Origin of the sequence: uncultured Tateyamaria sp. (assembly GCF_947503045.1) — a bacterium.
Classification (GTDB): domain Bacteria; phylum Pseudomonadota; class Alphaproteobacteria; order Rhodobacterales; family Rhodobacteraceae; genus Tateyamaria.
The window spans coordinates 629,387-647,054 of the sequence record NZ_CANNCF010000002.1; the positions used below are offsets into that span (position 1 = coordinate 629,387).

General features: G+C 61.2%; 17 protein-coding genes. 5 read left to right on the forward strand and 12 right to left on the reverse strand.

All coding sequences use genetic code 11. The annotated features are described in order from the left end of the window. Positions 1 to 355: 355 nt before the first annotated feature. From Q1A89_RS11485 to Q1A89_RS11505, 5 genes are all read right to left on the reverse strand, one after another. Entirely contained in the window at positions 356 to 1,039 is a 684-nt protein-coding gene (locus Q1A89_RS11485) for a sugar transferase (protein WP_299727802.1), read from the reverse strand. Then, positions 1,040 to 1,816, reverse strand: coding sequence for an NAD-dependent epimerase/dehydratase family protein (locus Q1A89_RS11490; RefSeq protein ID WP_299727804.1), 777 nt, complete (start codon positions 1,814 to 1,816; stop codon positions 1,040 to 1,042). A gap of 3 nt (positions 1,817 to 1,819) precedes the next feature. Then, positions 1,820 to 3,067 (reverse strand): glycosyltransferase family 4 protein, encoded by a 1,248-nt coding sequence (locus Q1A89_RS11495; protein WP_299729146.1) that lies wholly within the window; start codon positions 3,065 to 3,067, stop codon positions 1,820 to 1,822. A gap of 148 nt (positions 3,068 to 3,215) precedes the next feature. Next, entirely contained in the window at positions 3,216 to 3,593 is a 378-nt protein-coding gene (locus Q1A89_RS11500; protein ID WP_299727807.1) for a thioredoxin family protein, read from the reverse strand. A gap of 94 nt (positions 3,594 to 3,687) precedes the next feature. Beyond that, complete coding sequence (locus Q1A89_RS11505) at positions 3,688 to 4,557, reverse strand: DMT family transporter (RefSeq protein WP_299727810.1); 870 nt, start codon at positions 4,555 to 4,557, stop codon at positions 3,688 to 3,690. 129 nt (positions 4,558 to 4,686) lie between these two features. On the opposite strand from Q1A89_RS11505, the gene Q1A89_RS11510 reads away from it, so the two are divergent. Next, entirely contained in the window at positions 4,687 to 6,054 is a 1,368-nt protein-coding gene (locus Q1A89_RS11510) for a DUF3179 domain-containing protein (RefSeq protein ID WP_299727813.1), read from the forward strand. Positions 6,055 to 6,129: 75 nt separating this feature from the next. Here the strand turns inward: Q1A89_RS11510 and Q1A89_RS11515 are convergent, their stop codons facing one another. From Q1A89_RS11515 to ade, 3 genes are all read right to left on the reverse strand, one after another. Next, the gene (locus Q1A89_RS11515; protein WP_299727816.1) at positions 6,130 to 6,417 is read right to left on the reverse strand and encodes an HU family DNA-binding protein; all 288 of its coding nucleotides are present in this window, start codon (positions 6,415 to 6,417) and stop codon (positions 6,130 to 6,132) included. Between the two features lie 230 nt (positions 6,418 to 6,647). Then, positions 6,648 to 8,108, reverse strand: coding sequence for an AMP nucleosidase (locus Q1A89_RS11520; protein ID WP_299727819.1), 1,461 nt, complete (start codon positions 8,106 to 8,108; stop codon positions 6,648 to 6,650). Beyond that, complete coding sequence (gene ade / locus Q1A89_RS11525; RefSeq protein ID WP_299727821.1) at positions 8,105 to 9,919, reverse strand: adenine deaminase; 1,815 nt, start codon at positions 9,917 to 9,919, stop codon at positions 8,105 to 8,107. The genes Q1A89_RS11520 and ade overlap by 4 nt, the downstream gene beginning before the upstream one ends. Before the next feature lie 118 nt (positions 9,920 to 10,037). Between ade and Q1A89_RS11530 the strand changes: the two genes are divergently transcribed. The 3 genes from Q1A89_RS11530 to Q1A89_RS11540 all read left to right on the forward strand — a co-directional run bounded on the left by Q1A89_RS11530 (position 10,038) and on the right by Q1A89_RS11540 (position 12,590). Next, positions 10,038 to 10,463 (forward strand): VOC family protein, encoded by a 426-nt coding sequence (locus Q1A89_RS11530; RefSeq protein ID WP_299727824.1) that lies wholly within the window; start codon positions 10,038 to 10,040, stop codon positions 10,461 to 10,463. A 392-nt stretch (positions 10,464 to 10,855) separates the two neighbouring features. Continuing rightward, a complete protein-coding gene (locus Q1A89_RS11535) occupies positions 10,856 to 11,611 on the forward strand; it encodes a class II aldolase and adducin N-terminal domain-containing protein (protein WP_299727826.1) in 756 nt (251 codons plus the stop codon). Then, positions 11,601 to 12,590 (forward strand): sterol desaturase family protein, encoded by a 990-nt coding sequence (locus tag Q1A89_RS11540; RefSeq protein ID WP_299727829.1) that lies wholly within the window; start codon positions 11,601 to 11,603, stop codon positions 12,588 to 12,590. Before Q1A89_RS11535 ends, Q1A89_RS11540 begins: the two co-directional genes overlap by 11 nt. Here Q1A89_RS11540 and Q1A89_RS11545 read toward each other — a convergent pair. Next, a complete protein-coding gene (locus tag Q1A89_RS11545; RefSeq protein ID WP_299727831.1) occupies positions 12,587 to 13,213 on the reverse strand; it encodes a class I SAM-dependent methyltransferase in 627 nt (208 codons plus the stop codon). The genes Q1A89_RS11540 and Q1A89_RS11545 overlap by 4 nt on opposite strands. Before the next feature lie 75 nt (positions 13,214 to 13,288). On the opposite strand from Q1A89_RS11545, the gene Q1A89_RS11550 reads away from it, so the two are divergent. Continuing rightward, on the forward strand, positions 13,289 to 14,146 hold the full coding sequence (locus Q1A89_RS11550) for an SDR family oxidoreductase (RefSeq protein ID WP_299727834.1): 858 nt from the start codon (positions 13,289 to 13,291) through the stop codon (positions 14,144 to 14,146). An 18-nt stretch (positions 14,147 to 14,164) separates the two neighbouring features. Here Q1A89_RS11550 and Q1A89_RS11555 read toward each other — a convergent pair whose 3' ends face one another. From Q1A89_RS11555 to Q1A89_RS11565, 3 genes are read right to left on the reverse strand one after another with little or no spacing between them, the layout of a single operon-like run. Continuing rightward, complete coding sequence (locus tag Q1A89_RS11555; RefSeq protein ID WP_299727837.1) at positions 14,165 to 14,824, reverse strand: hypothetical protein; 660 nt, start codon at positions 14,822 to 14,824, stop codon at positions 14,165 to 14,167. A gap of 38 nt (positions 14,825 to 14,862) precedes the next feature. After that, positions 14,863 to 16,791 carry a 1-deoxy-D-xylulose-5-phosphate synthase gene (gene dxs / locus Q1A89_RS11560; protein ID WP_299727839.1) on the reverse strand — a complete coding sequence of 643 codons (1,929 nt, stop codon included), beginning with the start codon at positions 16,789 to 16,791 and terminating at the stop codon, positions 14,863 to 14,865. Positions 16,792 to 16,800: 9 nt separating this feature from the next. Beyond that, positions 16,801 to 17,667, reverse strand: a complete 867-nt coding sequence (locus Q1A89_RS11565) for a polyprenyl synthetase family protein (RefSeq protein WP_299727842.1) — start codon at positions 17,665 to 17,667, stop codon at positions 16,801 to 16,803. Position 17,668 lies beyond the last annotated feature (1 nt).

The following is a 17,668-nucleotide window of genomic DNA, read 5'->3' on the forward strand; positions in this document are numbered from 1 at the left end:
CTGGAACGTTGACGAACCATCTGCCCAGCCAAGCAAGTCACAAAACTTGCCAAGCAGATGTGACAAGATCCCTGCCGCGCATATGAGGAGCGGAAGATACGCCAGCGAAAGCCCCAACTCTGTCGCGCTGCCTGAGTATAAGCTGATGGTTAGAAACGCCGCTGCGGGAACTGCCAACGTGTGAGCAGCCATCGACGACAGATGGGAACGGGACGAAGATTTTGGCAGACCTGTCATCGCGCCCTCTTCTGCGGAGCATCATGACCGTTGGGCCAAGTGATGCGGCATCAATGCCGTGTTTTCAGTGCGCGAAACCGTTTGTCTGAATCGCATTCTGACCATTGCGCACGGAGGTTTAAGGTCGCGTTAAACTGGCCGCCATTTGTCGTGCAACTGGGCGATTGTGGCCGCGCGACGGGCGCGCTCTGCCCGCGCCGCCAAACACCATCGCCGCAGTTTCCAGCCCCAACCGGAAGTCATAGGCAATTGTCTGGTGGCGTTGATAGATCAGATCGATCCGGGCTTTGCGCGGGACGCAGATACGCGCGTAGACGGCATCCGTTTCCTCGGCGGTGCGGCAGCGGGACAAAAGGTGCGCTTCGTGTTTGTGAAACCGCAGAGTGGCAAGCCCGGTCACGCCGGGACGCGACCTGAGAACCCGTGCGTAAAGATCAGGAAACCGTTCGACATATTCGCGCAACGGCGGACGGGGTCCGACAAAACTAATGTCGCCCTTGAGAATATTCCACAGCTGCGGCAATTCATCGAGACGCGTGGCGCGCAGGCGTGCCCCGAGTGGTGTGATCCGCGCCCTTTTGTGTCCGCCGGATACGCCGGTGTCAGATGGCGCACCGCGCATGGTGCGAAACTTCCACAAGCCAAAACTTTGGGTCGGCGTTTTCATCCGCTCGGCCACGTAAAACACCGGACCGTCCTGCGTGCGCCAGATCAACCAGGCGATATAGGCCATCACCGGTGCCAACAGCACCATCAGCGCAGCCGCGAAAACCACGTCCAGAGTTCGCTTGTACCAAGTCATTCAAATCAGCCTGTTTTGCCAGTCCTCAACGATGCCTTCTGGCGTACCCTCCCAAGGCTTAATTTTGGTGAATCCCTGCAGCCGAGTGGTATCAAGGTTAACAATTGGTATCGTGCTGGGCGTCGCAGGCCGAGGTGTCCAGGCAAGCCCTGCCCGGTCCAGCACCTCTCCCATCTGCACACAGCCCGGCGCGGCGACATTCAGCACAGGCGGCAGGGACGTGGCACCGGCAAGCGTCGCGAGAGTCCGCGCCAATGCGTGCGGTCCGATGTAACTGCGCTGCGGGGTGGTCCCATCGGGCAGTTGATCAAGCGCAAAGCCCGGACGCCAGTCGCCGAGAATAGCATCCGCCCCCGCCACGTTGCCCAGTCGCAGCGATGTGTTTGGATGGGCATGGGCGGCTGCGGCATGCTCCATCGCGAGTTTGGTGGCGCCGTAATCGGACAAGGGCGCAACCGTGCCATCCTCTGACAACGACCCGGGCTGGCGCCCATATACAGCAGCGCTCGAAAACAGAAGGACATGCCCGGCGCCGACGTCGCGCGCCGCATCAAGCGTGCGCAAGGCGAGGTCGGTGTTCCCGTCCATCGGCTCAGCATTGGTGTTCGTGATACCGGCCATGCAGATCACCGCATCCGCGCCGCTCAGACATGCGCGCAGGGCGTCGCGGTCGCGGATGTCGACCTCTGTCCGGTTCACCCAGCGCGCGGGGCGCGGAAACAGGGGGCGCAACAGTTGCCCCAACTTGCCGCCCGCCCCAAGGACAACGATATCCACGGCCTAAGGCACCGCGATCCGAAGGTCTTCGGGCACCAGCGCGTTGATCTGGCGGATATGTTCGGGCAGGCACACATCCAGAAAATCGTAATGGGCGACGACATGATCGCGGGCTGCGGGACCCAGATGGGCAAACTCGGCAGGACGGGCAAGGACGTCAATCACCTGTGCCGCCAGCGCATCCGCATCAAAGAAATCGACCAGCAGGCCGGTTTCGCCATGGGTCATCGCCTCGCGCACGGGGGCCACGTCGCTGGCGACAATCGTGGCCTGCATCGACATCGCCTCGAGCAGCGACCACGACAATACAAACGGTTTGGTGAGATAGATGTGGCAAGAGCTGATCTGGATGATCTGCTGATAGTTCTTGTACGGCACCTGCCCTAGGAAATGCAGCCGGTCCCAATCGAGCAAATGCCCGACCTCGGCCTCCATCTCGCCGCGCAGACCGCCGGGGTGCTTGGATTTGCCGCCGTAAGAGGCCTCGTTGCCACCGATGACCAGAATGCGGGCGTCAGGCCGGGCCTTTTGAATGGCAGGAAGGGCGCGCATGAACTGGTGAAACCCGCGTGTGGTTTCCAGATTGCGGGCCATGTAGGTCACGATTTCGTCCCTCGCCGTCAGCGGACGCCCGATCCGGCCCAGAGTCACACTGGCCTTTGGATCAGGCCGTAACTTGTCGGTGCGGATGCCATCATGACAAACGTAGATCTTGTCGTGAAAACTGGCGGGAAAGCGATCCCGTTGCCAGAAAGTCGGGCTGTGCCCCAGATCGACAGCCTCAATATTGACGAGCGGCACGACATTGTTGCCGTGCATGATGTAGGGCGCGTGATCGCTGACCGCTTCGTCCGGGTCGAACCCGACGGGACCGCCGCGCACGGAATAGAAATACTCGAAAAACCCGATCATCGGCGTGTCAGGCAGCACCTCACGGAAAAAGCTCATCTCGCCCCAACCGACATGGCCGATGACGATGTCCGGGGTAAATCCATCGGCCATAAGCTTGGCCAAGGCCGTGACCGCGCCAAATCCGTTGCCAGCCGCGGTTTCCCACGTTTTGGAGAGACCATAGGCGTTGTCAGTCGCCTTGTGGTGCGGTTTGTAGACGACAGTGCGCACCCCTTCGATCTTTGGCGCTTTCAATCGCTGCGTCAGAAACACGATCTCGTGCCCGCCTTGCGCGGCCAGCCATTGCACCAACTCGCGGTACTGGCCGGGCATGTTCTGGTGCACAAATAGTAGCTTCATCCGGTCCTCGCCGCCGCGTTCCGTGGGTGTCGACATGAGGCACGCACGTTCACGCCAGTGCAGGCCTCATGCTGCTGTATCGCGTATTTATTGCCCGGCGCTTAACCAAGTTGCCGCGCAGCCCGATTTGCGCGATCACCCGAGGCCATCATGCGGCAAGTGCCGTGTCCAGCAGGGCGCGGACCTGACGGGCATAGGGCGCATTCTCAAGTCGGGCGATCTCTTTTCCGTTCTTCATCACCAGCAAGGTCGAGCGGCGCGTGACCTTGAGCCGTTCGGTCAGTTGCGACTGACCAAACGTATCCCAGTCCACATCCACAAAAGTCAGCTGCCCATAGGCCGGGTTTTCAGCAATCGCCTCAGCGATGAGGTCAGCCTTGATCTGACAGGTCAGCGACCAGCTTGCGCGGTAGTTCAGGATGACCACGCGGTCCGATTGGCGCAGGTCGCGCCAGACGGCGGGGGAAAACACCTCGGCCGGGTAGGCGAATGCGAGTGACGGGACACATGCGGCAGCGGAAGACAATAAAAAGGAACGGCGGTGCATGACGGCGCTTTCAATCAAAATCACATTTTACGGGCAGAATATTGGGGCGACCCTGTAGCGCAAGAGGCCGCCGTCAGGTTTTGCGCTGTCGTGACAATTGCACCGCAAGAATTCCGGCCGCGATGATGGCAACACCGATCACATCACGGGTGCCCAACCTCTCGCCCAGCAGAAGGGCCGCAATCGCCACACCAAAGAACGGGTTGAGAAAGTGAAAGGTGGCCGCCTTGGTCGCCCCGATCCGCGCCACCAGTGCAAACCAGATCCATGTGGCCAGCAGACCCGGCACGAGCACGGTATATGCGAAGGCAGCCATCAGTTCCGGCGTCACATCCACCCGGATCGTTTCGGTGAGTGCCGAGGCAATGGCAAGCACGGCGGAGCCTACAAACATCTGCAGGCCCACGACCATCATCAGGTTCCCTCCGGCAGACATGGCGCGCATCGACAGGGTCGCCACCGTCAACGCCATCGCGCCTATCAAACACAAGGCGACACCGTACATATCGACCCCGGCCTCCATCCGCGCGGACATGATCAGGGCAACACCGCCGATGCCAAGGATCAGACCGACTATGCCAAGGGCGGGCAAGCGGTCGCGGAACACGACCCACCCGGCAAAGGCGACCATCAGCGGCATAAGGGATGCGATGATCGAGGCCAGGGACGCCTCGACCGTTTGCATCGCGTAGAAATTGAGGCCGAGATACATCGCGTTCTGGCAGATACCGAATACAATCGTGGCACGCCATTGATCCCGTGTCAGACGCCAGGACTGGCCCAGCATCCGCGCAATGGCGACGCCAATCAGACCGGACAGGAAAAACCGCAACGCAAGTGACGCCAGCGGCGAGGCATCCGCCACGATGATCCGCGCCGACGTAAAGGCCGAGGACCAGATAAGGGCAAAAGCCAGCCCCATCAACAATGCGCGAAAATCCATGGTTCTGCCCCTTTGCGCGGACATTCTGAGATATGGCCGGTGGATGCAAGCCGCCACGATCACAACCCTTTTGGGTGCACGTGATCGACATGACGTGCACATTGCGCGCAAGCAATGCGGAGGTGTCCCATGAAACTCAGTCGTCGCAGGTTCGCTGGCCTCGCTCTGTCCGGTGCAGCGCTGCCCCACGCGGCCATGGGGCAGGACCTCACACCCGAAGAGGCGCAGCGCGCCGCCGTCTTTGGAACCTCGTCGGAATTCCGCGCCGCGATGTCCTATATCGAGGCACGTGGCGATCCCGACATGGTGGCTGGTTTGCTGCTGTCGCTCAGGTTCTCGCGGGCGCGTTCCAAGCGGATTGCCGAAGTGCTGGCCAATCTGACCGGTGAGGATCACGGCACCGACTGGTTTGACTGGATGCTCTGGCAAGAGGCGCGCCCACAGATTGCTCCCCATTCCTCCTACCCTGCCTTTGCGCGCGAGATGTACCTGCGGCTGGACCCGGAGTTTGACCAGTTCCTGCGCCCCGAACACATCACCCCTGACCGCACCCGCATCCGGCTGGAGGAGGTCACCTGGGGCGGCGTGGTCAAGGACGGTATCCCTTCTCTCGACAACCCGGACCTGATCGCGGCAGAGGCGGCAGAGTATCTGCGCGGCGACGATCTGGTCTTTGGCGTGACGATAAATGGGGACGCACGGGCCTATCCGCTGCGCATCATGGGCTGGCACGAGATGTTCAACGAGGTGATCGGCGGTGTCCCGGTCGCGCTGGCCTATTGTACCTTGTGCGGGTCGGGCATCCTGTTTGAAACGCAGCTTGCAGGGCAAAGCAAACCGCTGATCTTTGGCTCGTCCGGGTTTCTCTATCGCTCCAACAAGCTGATGTTTGACCGGGGCACCAATTCGCTGTGGAACCAGTACACCGGCAGGCCCGTGATCGGACCACTGGTCGACAGTGGGATCGCGCTGAAACAACGCCCCGTGGTCATCACCACTTGGGACAGCTGGAAGGCCTCAAATCCCACAACGCGGGTGCTGTCGCTGAACACCGGGCATCGGCGCAACTATGGGTCGGGTGTGGTCTACAACGACTACTTCGGCTCACCGGATTTGATGTTCCCGGCGCAGGTGGACCAGCAGGACCACGCGCAAAAAGACTATGTCTTTGCCATCCGGCAATTCGGGGCGGCGCGAGCCTGGCCGCTGGACGCATTTGCCAAGACGCCCCTGATCAATGACGCGATCACCGACACACCGCTATTGCTGGTTGGTGATGCCGAGACGCGGAGTGTACGGGCCTATGAACGTGGTACGCGCAAGTTTACGCCAACCGCAGGTCGGATCAAGGATCAGGACGGGGCCGAATGGCGCGTGACCGAAAGCGCCCTGATCGGCCCGGATGGGTCGCGATTGCCGCGGGTGGCGGGGCACATCTCGTACTGGTTTGCGTGGGACAATTACCTGGGGGATGCGGCCACGGTCTATGACGGCTGATCCTGGGACTATGCCCCACGCGCAAAGAAAAAGGGCCGCCTCAAGGCGACCCTTTGCATTGGTCTTACTGCAGACTTAGCCGTTCACGCTGTCTTTCAGCGCCTTGGCGATGGTCATCTTGACGACCTTGTCTGCGTCTTTCTTGAACTGCTCACCGGTGGCAGGGTTGCGCACCATGCGCTCGGGGCGCTCGCGGCAATAGATCTTGCCAACACCGGGAAGCGTGACGGCACCGCCGCCGGATACTTCCTTGGTGATCAGGCCGCAGATTGCGTCCAGCGCTGCGCCTGCAGATTTCTTGTCAGTGCCCATATCATCGGCCAGTGCGGCGACGAGTTGGGTTTTGGTCATTGGTTTTGCCATTTTCTGGTCTCCTTCGTCTGCCCGAGAATTAGGGCCTCCTACCCGTTTTGTAACGGTATGTTGTGGGAAAACACAACGAATAGTGGCCTCTTGCAAGGGAAAAACCGCTGTTTTTTGCGGTTTTCAGCCCATTTCGGCACTTTGCGTTTGATCCGAGACCCGAAATCGCAAGGCGCGTTCGACCAAAGGGACAGGCAGCGCCTTGTGATTCATGCAGAACGCAAAGTGCTTTACAGGAAGGCCGTCTCGTCAAAGGCGCGCAATTTGCGGCTATGAATGCGTTCCAGAGGCATTTCGCGCAACTGCTCCATCGCCCGGATTCCGATCATCAAATGCCGTGCAACCTGCTCTTTGTAGAAATTCGAGGCCATGCCCGGAAGCTTCAATTCGCCGTGCAGCGGCTTGTCCGAAACGCACAAAAGCGTCCCATAGGGCACCCGGAATCGATAGCCGTTGGCGGCGATGGTGGCGCTTTCCATATCCAGCGCGATGGCGCGCGATTGGGACAGGCGCTGCACCGGGCCGTGCTGGTCGCGCAGTTCCCAGTTGCGGTCGTCATGGGTGGCGACGGTGCCGGTGCGCATGATGCGCTTGAGGTCATAACCCTTGAGCTCGGTCACTCTGGCCACGGCTTCTTCCAGCGCGATCTGAATTTCGGCTAGCGCCGGGATCGGCACCCATGGCGGCAGGTCGTTGTCCAGCACGTGATCCTCGCGCAGATAGCCGTGGGCCAGCACGAAATCGCCCAGCGCCTGAGAGTTGCGCAGTCCCGCGCAGTGACCAACCATCAGCCATGCATGTGGGCGCAGAACCGCAATGTGGTCCGTGGCAGTTTTGGCGTTGGACGGACCGACCCCGATATTGACCAGCGTGATGCCCGACCCGTCCGCCCGCTTGAGGTGATAGGTCGGCATTTGCGGTGTCTTGGGGCTGTCTGCAAGGGGCTGATCCCCGCTGGTGATTTCCTCGTTCCCGGTCGAGACAAACGACGTATACCCGCTGTCCGGATCGTCCAGTTGGGTGCGGGCATAGGCCTCGAACTCCGAGACATAGAACTGGTAGTTGGTAAACAGCACGTGATTCTGGAAGTGATGCGGCGCAGTCGCCGTGTAGTGTGCCAGTCGGGCCAGCGAATAGTCGATGCGCTGCGCGGTAAAGGGGGCCAGCGGGGCGATCCCGTCCACAGGCTCGTAGGTTCCGTTGACGATATCGTCGTTGGTGTTGGACAGGTCCGGCACGTCAAACACATCGCGCATGGAAAACGAGGCTGCCCCCTGTTGCGGCACCGAAATGTCCGGGTCATTGGCCACAGCGAAATGCACAGGCATCGGCGTGTTGGAATAGCCTATTTCGACCGGTTGGTCGTGGTTGGTGATCAACAGGCCAATCTGCTGGACCAGGTAGTTCTCGAACAGATCGGGGCGCGTCACCGTAGTGGCATAGGTGCCCGGATTGGGCACATGGCCAAAGCTCAGCCGTGTGTCGACCCGGGAATAGGTCGTCGTGGTGAAGCGGATCTCGGGATAAAAGGCGCGGATGCGCCCCTCGGGCGGGCCGTCCTGCATGGCGTCCATGAACTGGTCGCACAGGAACTTGACCGCCTGATCATAAAGTACCTTGAGATGCGCGACCGCGGCCCTGGCATCGTGGAATTCGGTATGGGCATGTGTGCCCGGAGAAAGCGTTTTCATGTTGTTGGCTCAAGTATTGGAATGAATTCAAAGCTGCGCACATCGACCAAACCAAGGTCAGAGATGCGCAATTCGGGGATGACAACCAGCGCCAGAAGCGAATGTTGCATGTAGGCGTTGTTCAGTGTGCAGCCGCAGTCGACCATGGCCTGCACCATTTTGTCGGCCGATGCTGCGACCTCGCGGGCCGGGCTGTCGGACATCAGACCCGCAATGGGCAATTCGACCAGTGCAAGCTCTTCTCCATTACGCCAGATCGTAATGCCGCCACCCACTTCGGCCAGTCGGTTGGCGGCCAGCGCCATCTGGTCACGATCCGTGCCGACGACAATCATGTGATGGCTGTCATGGGCCACGGTCGAAGCCATGGCCATCTGACCCTGATAGTTGAACCCCGCCACCAGTGCATTGGTCACGCCACCGGTCGCGCGGTGCCGTTCGACCAGTGCGATCTGGCAGGTGTCGCCGTGGGGTTCAACCTTGCCATCACTGACCGGCATGTCGCGTTTCAATGCCCTGGTCGGGGCTTGGTTTTCGACAACACCGATCACGTTGGCGGTGACAGAGTTTCGCCCTTCGGGCGCTTTGATTTCGAAATCTGCTGCCGTCTTGTCCGCGCCCATGTGCACTGTCTGGCGCGCAGTCTCAGGCCAATCGAGATGCGGGCAGGTCACGGTCAAGGCGCCGTCCATGGCGACGGTCTTGCCGCGCGCAATCACTTGCTCAATTGGCAGAGTTGCCAGATCAGAGGTCAGGATCACATCCGCCCGACGCCCCGGGGTCAGCGAACCGATCTCGCGCTCCAGCCCGAAATGGGTGGCCGTGTTGATCGTCGCCATCTGCAGCGCGATCAACGGATCACACCCGCAAGCGATGGCATGACGCACCACGCGGTTCATGTGCCCCTCGTTCACCAATGTGCCCGAATGGCAATCGTCCGTGCACAGGATCATGTTGCGCGGATCGAGGCCCTTTTCCGTGATCGCCGTGATCTGCGTTTCCACGTCATACCAGGCCGAGCCCAGTCGGATCATCGACCGCATGCCCTGACGCATTCGCGCAATGGCGTCTGCCTCGACCGTGCCCTCGTGATCATCCGCTGGCCCACCGGCCACATAGGCAGCAAAGCCGGGGCCGAGATCGGGCGAGGCATAGTGCCCGCCCACCGTCTTGCCAGCGCGTTGGGTCGCGGCGACTTCGGCCAGCATTTGCGGGTCGCCCGCCGCCATTCCGGGAAAATTCATCATTTCGCCAAGACCGATGATACCGGGCCAAGCCATGGCTTCAGCCACATCCTCGGCTGAAATCTCGTATCCGGTCGTCTCCATCCCCGGCGCCGAGGGCGCGCAGGACGGCATCTGCGTCCAGATGTTCACGGGTTGCATCAGCGCCTCGTCATGCATCAACCGCACACCCTTGAGACCCAGCACATTGGCGATCTCATGGGGGTCGGTAAACATGGATGTCGTGCCATGGGGGATAACGGCGGCGGCGAATTCGGCCGGGGTAAGCATGCCCGATTCTATATGCATGTGACCGTCACAGAGGCCCGGCACCATGTAGCGCCCATTGGCCTCGATCAATTGCGTCTCAGGTCCGGTGCAATAGCTGGCGTCCGGCACAACACAGGCAATGCGCCCGTGCCGGATGGCAATGTCATGGCCCGGCAGCGCCTCGCGGGTGTGGACGTTCACCCAGATGCCACCACGGATCACAGTGTCAGCCGGACTGCGTCCTGCGGCCACGTCTACAAGGTCAGAGGCAACGTCTGGCCAGCTAGGAAAGGGGGTTTGGGAAAGGTCATGTTCCATGTCCCGTTGGATCAAGAATTCACGTCAGGCGCAAGGGGGCCTGACGTGATGTCGTCAAAGCTTCATTTCTTTGCCCATTTCGGTTGACCTTGCGGATAGGCAACGCGAGGCTGATTGCATGGATTATGACAGCATAGACGCGGACGAATTCGGGCGGGGGTTGCGTGGCATTGGCCTTAACCTGCTGGTGCGGGATGTCGGGGCCGAGGTCGCCTTTTTGCAGGGCGTGTTCGGAATGACCGCGCATCAGCCCACGGCCGATTTCGCGATCATGTCTTACGGGGATCAGGTGTTTCAACTGCACAGCGATGGCACCTATCATTCGAACCCGCTGCTGAGCCTGCTGCCCGAAAACCCGCCGCGCGGCGGAGGCATCGAAATCCGGCTTTATGACACGGACCCCGAAGAGGCCGTGGCGCGTACCGAGGCCCATGGTGGCACGATCCTGCAAGAACCGACGGACAAGCCGCACGGCCTGCGCGAGGCCTATATCCTGTGCGAGAATGGCTATGCTTGGGTGCCCTCGCGGGCAAAGAGTGACTGAGCGCGAGTGTGAAATTTGTCATTGATACAGGGATGGGTGCGGGAGCCGATCCATTGCCAGTCCGCGGGATGGCGAAGATACGCTGTTTCCCGGGCGGTTTATGGATCGAGGATATCTCTCGGCTGGCCTGTCGCACCAAGACCAGCCAAATCGCCAGCCCGGTCGGGCGGACTGGCGATGGATCAGCGCCTTCGGCTTGATTCCGATCCGGGCACAAATCACGGTACCGCGAAAACCTTGTTGACCCTACGTCTGATAAGGTTGTCCCGACCCAATGCCGGAAATGCAATACACCCGCCCCTCTCCGATGTCGCAATCAGAACATCCTTTGGGGTTGATCGCGACCGGGGGTGTCCTGCACCCTTTGCCCCAACACAAAGGGAGCCCGCACCATGACCGTCACCGACCTCCGCCCGAACATGGACCACTGGCAGGAGCGGGTGGACCTTGCCGCGGCGTTCCGCTGGACCGTGCGCCTGAACATGCACGAGGCGGTGGCGAACCACTTTTCCCTGTCGATCAATGAGGACGGCACCCGGTTCCTGATGAACCCCAACCAGATGCACTTTTCCCGCATCAAGGCGTCCGACCTGATCGTGGTCGATGCCAATGATCCCACCAGCATGGAAGGGCCCGACGCACCTGACCCAACCGCGTGGGGGCTACACGGGGGAATGCACAAATTCTGCGCCCACGCGCGCTGTGCGATGCATGTGCATTCGCCGTACGCAACTGCCCTCGCCGCGCTCGCGGACAGCACCCTGCCGCCTGTGGACCAGAACGGCTGCATGTTCTTCAACCGGGTTGTGGTGGATGACAGCTATGGCGGTCTGGCCTTTGAGGAAGAGGGCGAACGCTGCGCGAAACTGTTCGATGACCCGAAGAAAAAGGTGATGGTCATGGGCAATCACGGCATCATGGTGCTGGGCGACACGGTGGCCGACACGTTCAACCGGATGTTCTATTTCGAACGGGCCTGCCAGACATACGTTCTGGCCCTGCAGACCGGCAAACCCTTGCGGGTGATCCCGGATGACATAGCGGAAAAGACCGCTCAGGAAATCGAGGACTATCCGGAACAGGACGAACGGCACCTGGCCGAGTTGAAATCCATTCTGGATGAGGAGGGGTCGAACTATGCCAGCTGACGCCGAAGCCAAGGAAGCCGGGCGCTGGAACCACCGCCCGCCGACGCCCATCGCCCAGAACCCGCTGTTCCTGTGGCCGCCAAGGCCGGTCGCGATCCTCAAATGGTATGCGGCCTTCTGGTTCGAAATCTCGACCACAACACTGTGCCTGCTGCTGGCCTTCGGTGCGTATTTCCTGATACTACCGCCGCTCGAGGCGATGCAGACCGTTCAGCCCGGTTGGATGATCAGGGTGTGGCTCGCCAATCTGGTGCCGCAATGCCTGATCGCAGGGGCGCTGCACCACTGGTTGATCACCAAGAAAGGTCAGGGCGATGCGACCAAGTTCGATCCACGGGATCAGAACCGCAGGAATGGCAGCTTCACCTTCAACAATCAGGTGCTGGACAACATGTTCTGGCACATCGCCAGCGGCATCACCCTCTGGACCCTTGCCCAGATCGGTGTGTTCTGGATGATGGCCAACGGCTATGCGCCCGTGCTGCTGTTTCCGGACAACCCGGTCTGGTTTGTCGCCGCCTTCGTGCTGATCCCGATCTGGTCGAGCTTTCATTTCTACTGGATTCACCGGGCCCTGCATTGGCCGCCGCTCTACAAGCTTGCGCACAGCCTGCATCACCGTAACGTCAATATCGGTCCATGGTCCGGCATCGCCATGCACCCGGTCGAGCATCTGTTGTTCTATACAAATTTCGCGATCCATCTGGTAGTGCCCACCCACCCATTGCACGTGATGTTCCACGGCTATGTGCAGTCCACGCACCCCGTGTTCTCGCATTCGGGTTTCGAGGATCTGGTGGTCAAGGACAACAAGCAGATGCGTATGGGCGTTTTCTTTCACCAGCTGCATCACCGCTATTTCGAGTGCAATTACGGCACCGTGGAAATGCCGTGGGATCGCTGGTTTGGCAGCTATCACGACGGCACTGGCCAAGCGACCGAAGAGGCCCGGGCGCGCAAGACGCAGATGTACACCTAGGCCTTGCGGAACGCCAAAAGCAGCGCGGTGTCCTGCGCATGGGGACCAGTGGAGTCGGGCGCATAGATGGCCACTTCGGTCTGGCTGAGATCGGTGATGCGCCCTGCACTTTCGTCCATCTTGGCGGCAAAGCCTGCGGCCTGAAAATGCTGGGCGTTTACTGACAACACGATCCAGCCACCGGGCCGCACCATATCCAGCACGGTGTCGATACCTGCGGGGCCCACATGACCATGGGTGAAGGTCCCTGAACTGACAGCGCCCTGATAAAGCGCGACTGGAATGGTCAGACCCTCCAGCAGGTTGCCCTCGAACAGGTGGCGATAGGTGCCCTTCGTGCGGGCCTCGGCCAGCATCTGGGGCGAGATGTCGGTGCCATCCACGGGGCCGATCCCGCGCGCGGCCAGCGCCTGCCCGCACAATCCTGTCCCGGCGCCGACGTCCAGAACGGGGCCAAACCCACCCATCAGCGCAAAATGGCGCGCGACTTCGAGATGCAGGATATAGCCGCTGGCTTGGGCAAAGCTGTGATCGTAACTCTCCGCCCAGTCGGCATAAAGCTGCACGGAATCCGCGGGCGTTTCCAGCGCATAGGCGCGGTCGAGGTCGGGCGTTTCGCTCATCCCGCATTTAGGTAAAGTGGCGCACGGATTGGCAAGGGGCTTGCCGCGCGCGCGCGCAATTGTCACCTATTGGGCATGACTAAGACATTGCTTTCCTTCGGACATGGATTTTCGGCCCGCGCGCTGAGCAAGCTGCTGTTGCCGCAAGGCTGGCGCATCATCGGCACCACGCGCAGCGCTGACAAGGCTGAGGCCCTGGCGGCCACTGGGGTCGAGCCGCTGATCTTTCCCGGCAGCGATATGAAGGAAGCGCTGGCGCAGGCCACGCACCTGCTGATCTCGGCCGGACCGGACGCCGATGGTGATCCTGTCTTGCGCGAGGTCGGCGATCTGATTGCGGATCATGCCGGTGGATTCGAATGGGCCGGGTATCTGTCGACGACCGGCGTTTACGGCGATCACCGGGGGGGGTGGGTGGACGAAACTGCAGCCCTGACCCCGGCGACCAGACGCGGGCAATGGCGGGTCGAGGCCGAAGCCGCATGGGCTGCGATCCCAGACCTGCCCCTGCACATCTTTCGCCTCGCAGGAATCTACGGCCACGGCCGTGGCCCGTTTGCCAAGGTGCGCGGCGGCACGGCGCGCCGGATCATCAAGAAGGGTCAGGTGTTTTCCCGCATCCATGTCGATGACATCGCACAGGTGGTTGCTGCGTCGATTGCTCGGCCCAATCCGGGCGCGATCTATAACGTGTGCGACAACGACCCCGCGCCGCCGCAGGACGTGATAGGTCATGCTGCCGACCTGCTTGGCCTGCCGCTGCCTCCAGCGGTGGATTTTGAAACCGCCGACATGACACCCATGGCACGCAGTTTCTATGCCGAAAGCAAACGGGTCAAAAACGACCGGATCAGGGACGAATTGGGGGTGGACCTGCTCTATCCCACGTATCGGGAAGGGTTGGCTGCACTTTTGGCGCAGGAAACAGGCTAGGACCGGAACGCGAGCGTATCAGGCAGATTGCCGTTGCCCTGTGGCCCGGTAGATCACGGCGCCAAGCAGACCAAACACAACCAGCAGGCCAAGCGCTGTGCCCGCATTGACCACATAAAACATAGCCCGTTCGGGCAGTTCGAGGTTGTTCAGGAACGGATACGGCAACCCGCTGGTGACCGATCCGACCGGGCGTTCGTTGAAACGCTGCACAAACAACTCGGCCCATGCCACATAGGCGCCGATGATCGCCATCAGGGGAAAAATCGCCCGCCAGACACGGCGAAACACTGCCCCGATGAACAACGCGTCAATGATCTGCAGCGCGGGGCCCAACCCGTGCAGGTAGTATTCCAGCCACCAGATGATCGGACCACCATTGTTCACCAAGGCGGGGTCCGTCAGATAGAGCCGCCAATAGAGAAACACGACCATCACGTTCAGCACAGCGGTTGACATGGCGGTCACCTCGTGTGCGCGGGTGATCCGCCGCTCGGTCCGGGCCAGCATCCGGCTGGCCGCATAAAACGACAGGAACAGTGCCCAGATGGTGAGGTAGCGGAACGGGCCGCCGGGGCCAGTCCAAGACCCGAACAGCATCTGGTAGAGGCAATAGCCCGCAGCCAAAAGAAACACGGTCCAGCGGTAGTACAGAACAGGACGGCTGTGGATGCTCATCCCCGCAGGTTGGCGCAAGCGCGCCGGTCGTGCAAGCCTCAGGCGCGTGCCTCGCCCAATGACGCCACGCCGAGCACACTCAGCACTTTGGCTTCAATCTGTTCGGCGTTCATGCCTGCAACGGCATACATATCCGCGGGGCTCGCCTGATCGATAAATGTGTCGGGAAACACCATAGAGCGGTATCTGAGGCCGCGATCAAACACGCCCTCCTCTGCCAAGAGCTGCGCCACATGGCTGCCAAAGCCGCCCACGGCCCCTTCCTCGATGGTGATCAGGGCGTCATGCCGTTCGGCCAGATCGAGGATCAGATCGCGGTCCAGCGGCTTGGCAAAGCGCGCATCGGCCACAGTCGGCGTGATCCCCTTGGCGCCCAGATTTTCGGCGGCTTTTTCGACTTCGGCAAGCCGCGTGCCAAAGCTGAGCAGGGCAACCCCTGTGCCTTCGCGGATCATGCGGCCCTTGCCGATCTCAAGCGGCGTGCCGCGTTCGGGCATCTCGACCCCCGTCCCCTCGCCACGCGGAAAACGGAATGCGATGGGGCCATCGTCATGGGCCGCAGCCGTCGCAACCATATGCGCCAATTCGGCTTCGTCCGCCGCAGCCATCACTACAAAGCCCGGCAGGTTGGCAAGGTAGGCGACGTCGAACGCACCTGCATGGGTCGCACCATCGGCCCCGACGAGGCCTGCCCGATCTATGGCGAATCGGACGGGCAAACGCTGGATCGCCACATCATGCACCACCTGGTCGTAGCCGCGCTGTAAAAAGGTCGAATAGATTGCGCAGAACGGTTTCATCCCGCCAGCCGCCAAGGCCGCGGAAAAGGTGACCCCGTGCTGTTCGGCGATACCCACGTCGAAACAGCGGCTGGGATAGCGTTCGGCAAAGAGGTTGAGGCCCGTGCCATCCGGCATCGCCGCAGTCACTGCACATACCTTGTCATCGGCCTGCGCCTCTTTGATCAGGTGTTGCGCGAACACCGAAGTATAGCTGGGCGCGTTGCTGGGTGATTTCTTTTGCGCGCCGGTCACCACGTCGAATTTTGCCGTCGCGTGACCCTTGTCGCGGGCAGTTTCAGCAGGCGCGTAGCCTTTGCCCTTTTTGGTCAGCACGTGGATCAGGATCGGCCCGGTCGCGCGTGTCTTGACGGTGCGCAGAACCGGCAGCAGCTGGTCCATATCATGCCCGTCTATGGGACCGAGATAGCTGAAGCCCAATTCCTCGAACAATGTACCGCCCACGGCCATGCCCTTGAGCATCTCCTTGGCCCGTTTCGCACCCTCGCGGAACGGTTCGGGCAGCATGCTGACGGCACCTTTGGCTGCCGCCTTGAGATCGTGGAACGGGTTCTGCGCATAAAGGCGCGACAGGTACGATGACATCGCGCCCACGGGCGGCGCAATCGACATCTCGTTGTCGTTGAGGATCACTATCAGGCGCTTGCCGAGGTGGCCTGCGTTGTTCATCGCCTCATAGGCCATGCCCGCACTCATCGACCCGTCGCCAATCACCGCAATCGCATCGCCGGTGCCCTCGGGCGGCGTGCCGCCCAGATCACGCGCCACGGCAAAACCGAGGGCGGCACTGATCGAGGTCGAGGAATGGGCCGCTCCAAACGGGTCATAGGGCGACTCGGATCGCTTGGTGAATCCGCTCAGGCCATCCTTCATCCGCAGGGTGCGGATACGGTCGCGCCGTTCGGTGAGGATCTTATGCGGATAGCATTGGTGGCCTACGTCCCAGATCAGCTTGTCCCGGGGCGTGTCAAACACCGCGTGCAAGGCGACGGTCAGTTCCACCACACCCAGACCCGCGCCCAGATGCCCACCGGTGACCGACACCGCCGAGACCGTCTCGGCCCGCACCTCATCTGCGATCTGGCGCAGTTGCGTATCCGAGAACCGTTTAAGGTCGGCAGGGCGCTGAACCGTATCCAACAGCGGGGTCTTTGGGGCGTCAGTCATATCCGTCTTTCACGTCTTGCGGGTCACGACAAAGCGGGCGGCATCCCGCAATATGTCTGCTTTTCCCTGATACACACTTAATGCATCACAGGCCTCAGTCACCAGCGCATCGGCGCGGCGTATCGCCTCGTCCAACCCCAGAAGGGAGACAAACGTGGCCTTGCCTGCGTCCGCATCCTTGCCCGTGGCCTTGCCGAGCGTGGCCGCATCACTGGTCACATCGAGCACATCGTCAGCGATCTGAAAGGCGAGTCCCAGCGCGCGGGCATAGGCCTGCAAAGGGACAAGGTCGGCTTCAGCCATGCGCGCACCGGCGGCGGCGGCCCATTCAATCAGCGCCCCGGTCTTGCCGCGTTGCAGGGCGGTGATTTCACTCAAAGTCAGCGGGGTGGTGGCCGTCTCGGCCGCAATATCAAGGGCCTGACCCATCACCATGCCTTGCGCGCCCGAAGCGCGGGCCAGAGACAGCGCGAGATCAGCGCGCACCTCACCACTGCCCACTTGTGGCGCCGTCACCAGTTCAAAGGCCAACGTCTGCAGAGCGTCACCCGCCAGTACGGCCGTCGCTTCATCCCATTTGACATGGACGGTGGGCGCACCCCGGCGCAGGTCGTCATCATCCATGCACGGCAGATCGTCATGGACCAGCGAATAGGCATGCAACGCCTCGATTCCGCACGCTGGCCAGATCGCCCGATCCGGGTCGATCCCATGCAGCCGCGCGCTTTCCAGCACCATGAACCCGCGCAGGCGTTTGCCGCCAAGGGTCGCATGCGCCATCGCATGGATCACGGGCAGATCGCCCATGTCGCCAAGAACGGCATCAAACTGCGCCTGAATGGCACGGCCTGCTTCTTTCAGACGGTCGTGGAACACG

What these genes read in the sequence shown, in the direction of transcription:
- Q1A89_RS11485 (WP_299727802.1), bottom strand. Translation starts at nt 1,039, where the DNA reads ATGACTTGGTACAAGCGAACTCTGGACGTGGTTTTCGCGGCTGCGCTG.
- Q1A89_RS11495 (WP_299729146.1), bottom strand. Translation starts at nt 3,067, where the DNA reads ATGAAGCTACTATTTGTGCACCAGAACATGCCCGGCCAGTACCGCGAG.
- Q1A89_RS11505 (WP_299727810.1), bottom strand. Translation starts at nt 4,557, where the DNA reads ATGGATTTTCGCGCATTGTTGATGGGGCTGGCTTTTGCCCTTATCTGG.
- Q1A89_RS11510 (WP_299727813.1), top strand. Translation starts at nt 4,687, where the DNA reads ATGAAACTCAGTCGTCGCAGGTTCGCTGGCCTCGCTCTGTCCGGTGCA.
- Q1A89_RS11515 (WP_299727816.1), bottom strand. Translation starts at nt 6,417, where the DNA reads ATGGCAAAACCAATGACCAAAACCCAACTCGTCGCCGCACTGGCCGAT.
- Q1A89_RS11520 (WP_299727819.1), bottom strand. Translation starts at nt 8,108, where the DNA reads ATGAAAACGCTTTCTCCGGGCACACATGCCCATACCGAATTCCACGAT.
- ade (WP_299727821.1), bottom strand. Translation starts at nt 9,919, where the DNA reads ATGGAACATGACCTTTCCCAAACCCCCTTTCCTAGCTGGCCAGACGTT.
- Q1A89_RS11530 (WP_299727824.1), top strand. Translation starts at nt 10,038, where the DNA reads ATGGATTATGACAGCATAGACGCGGACGAATTCGGGCGGGGGTTGCGT.
- Q1A89_RS11535 (WP_299727826.1), top strand. Translation starts at nt 10,856, where the DNA reads ATGACCGTCACCGACCTCCGCCCGAACATGGACCACTGGCAGGAGCGG.
- Q1A89_RS11540 (WP_299727829.1), top strand. Translation starts at nt 11,601, where the DNA reads ATGCCAGCTGACGCCGAAGCCAAGGAAGCCGGGCGCTGGAACCACCGC.
- Q1A89_RS11545 (WP_299727831.1), bottom strand. Translation starts at nt 13,213, where the DNA reads ATGAGCGAAACGCCCGACCTCGACCGCGCCTATGCGCTGGAAACGCCC.
- Q1A89_RS11550 (WP_299727834.1), top strand. Translation starts at nt 13,289, where the DNA reads ATGACTAAGACATTGCTTTCCTTCGGACATGGATTTTCGGCCCGCGCG.
- Q1A89_RS11555 (WP_299727837.1), bottom strand. Translation starts at nt 14,824, where the DNA reads ATGAGCATCCACAGCCGTCCTGTTCTGTACTACCGCTGGACCGTGTTT.
- dxs (WP_299727839.1), bottom strand. Translation starts at nt 16,791, where the DNA reads ATGACTGACGCCCCAAAGACCCCGCTGTTGGATACGGTTCAGCGCCCT.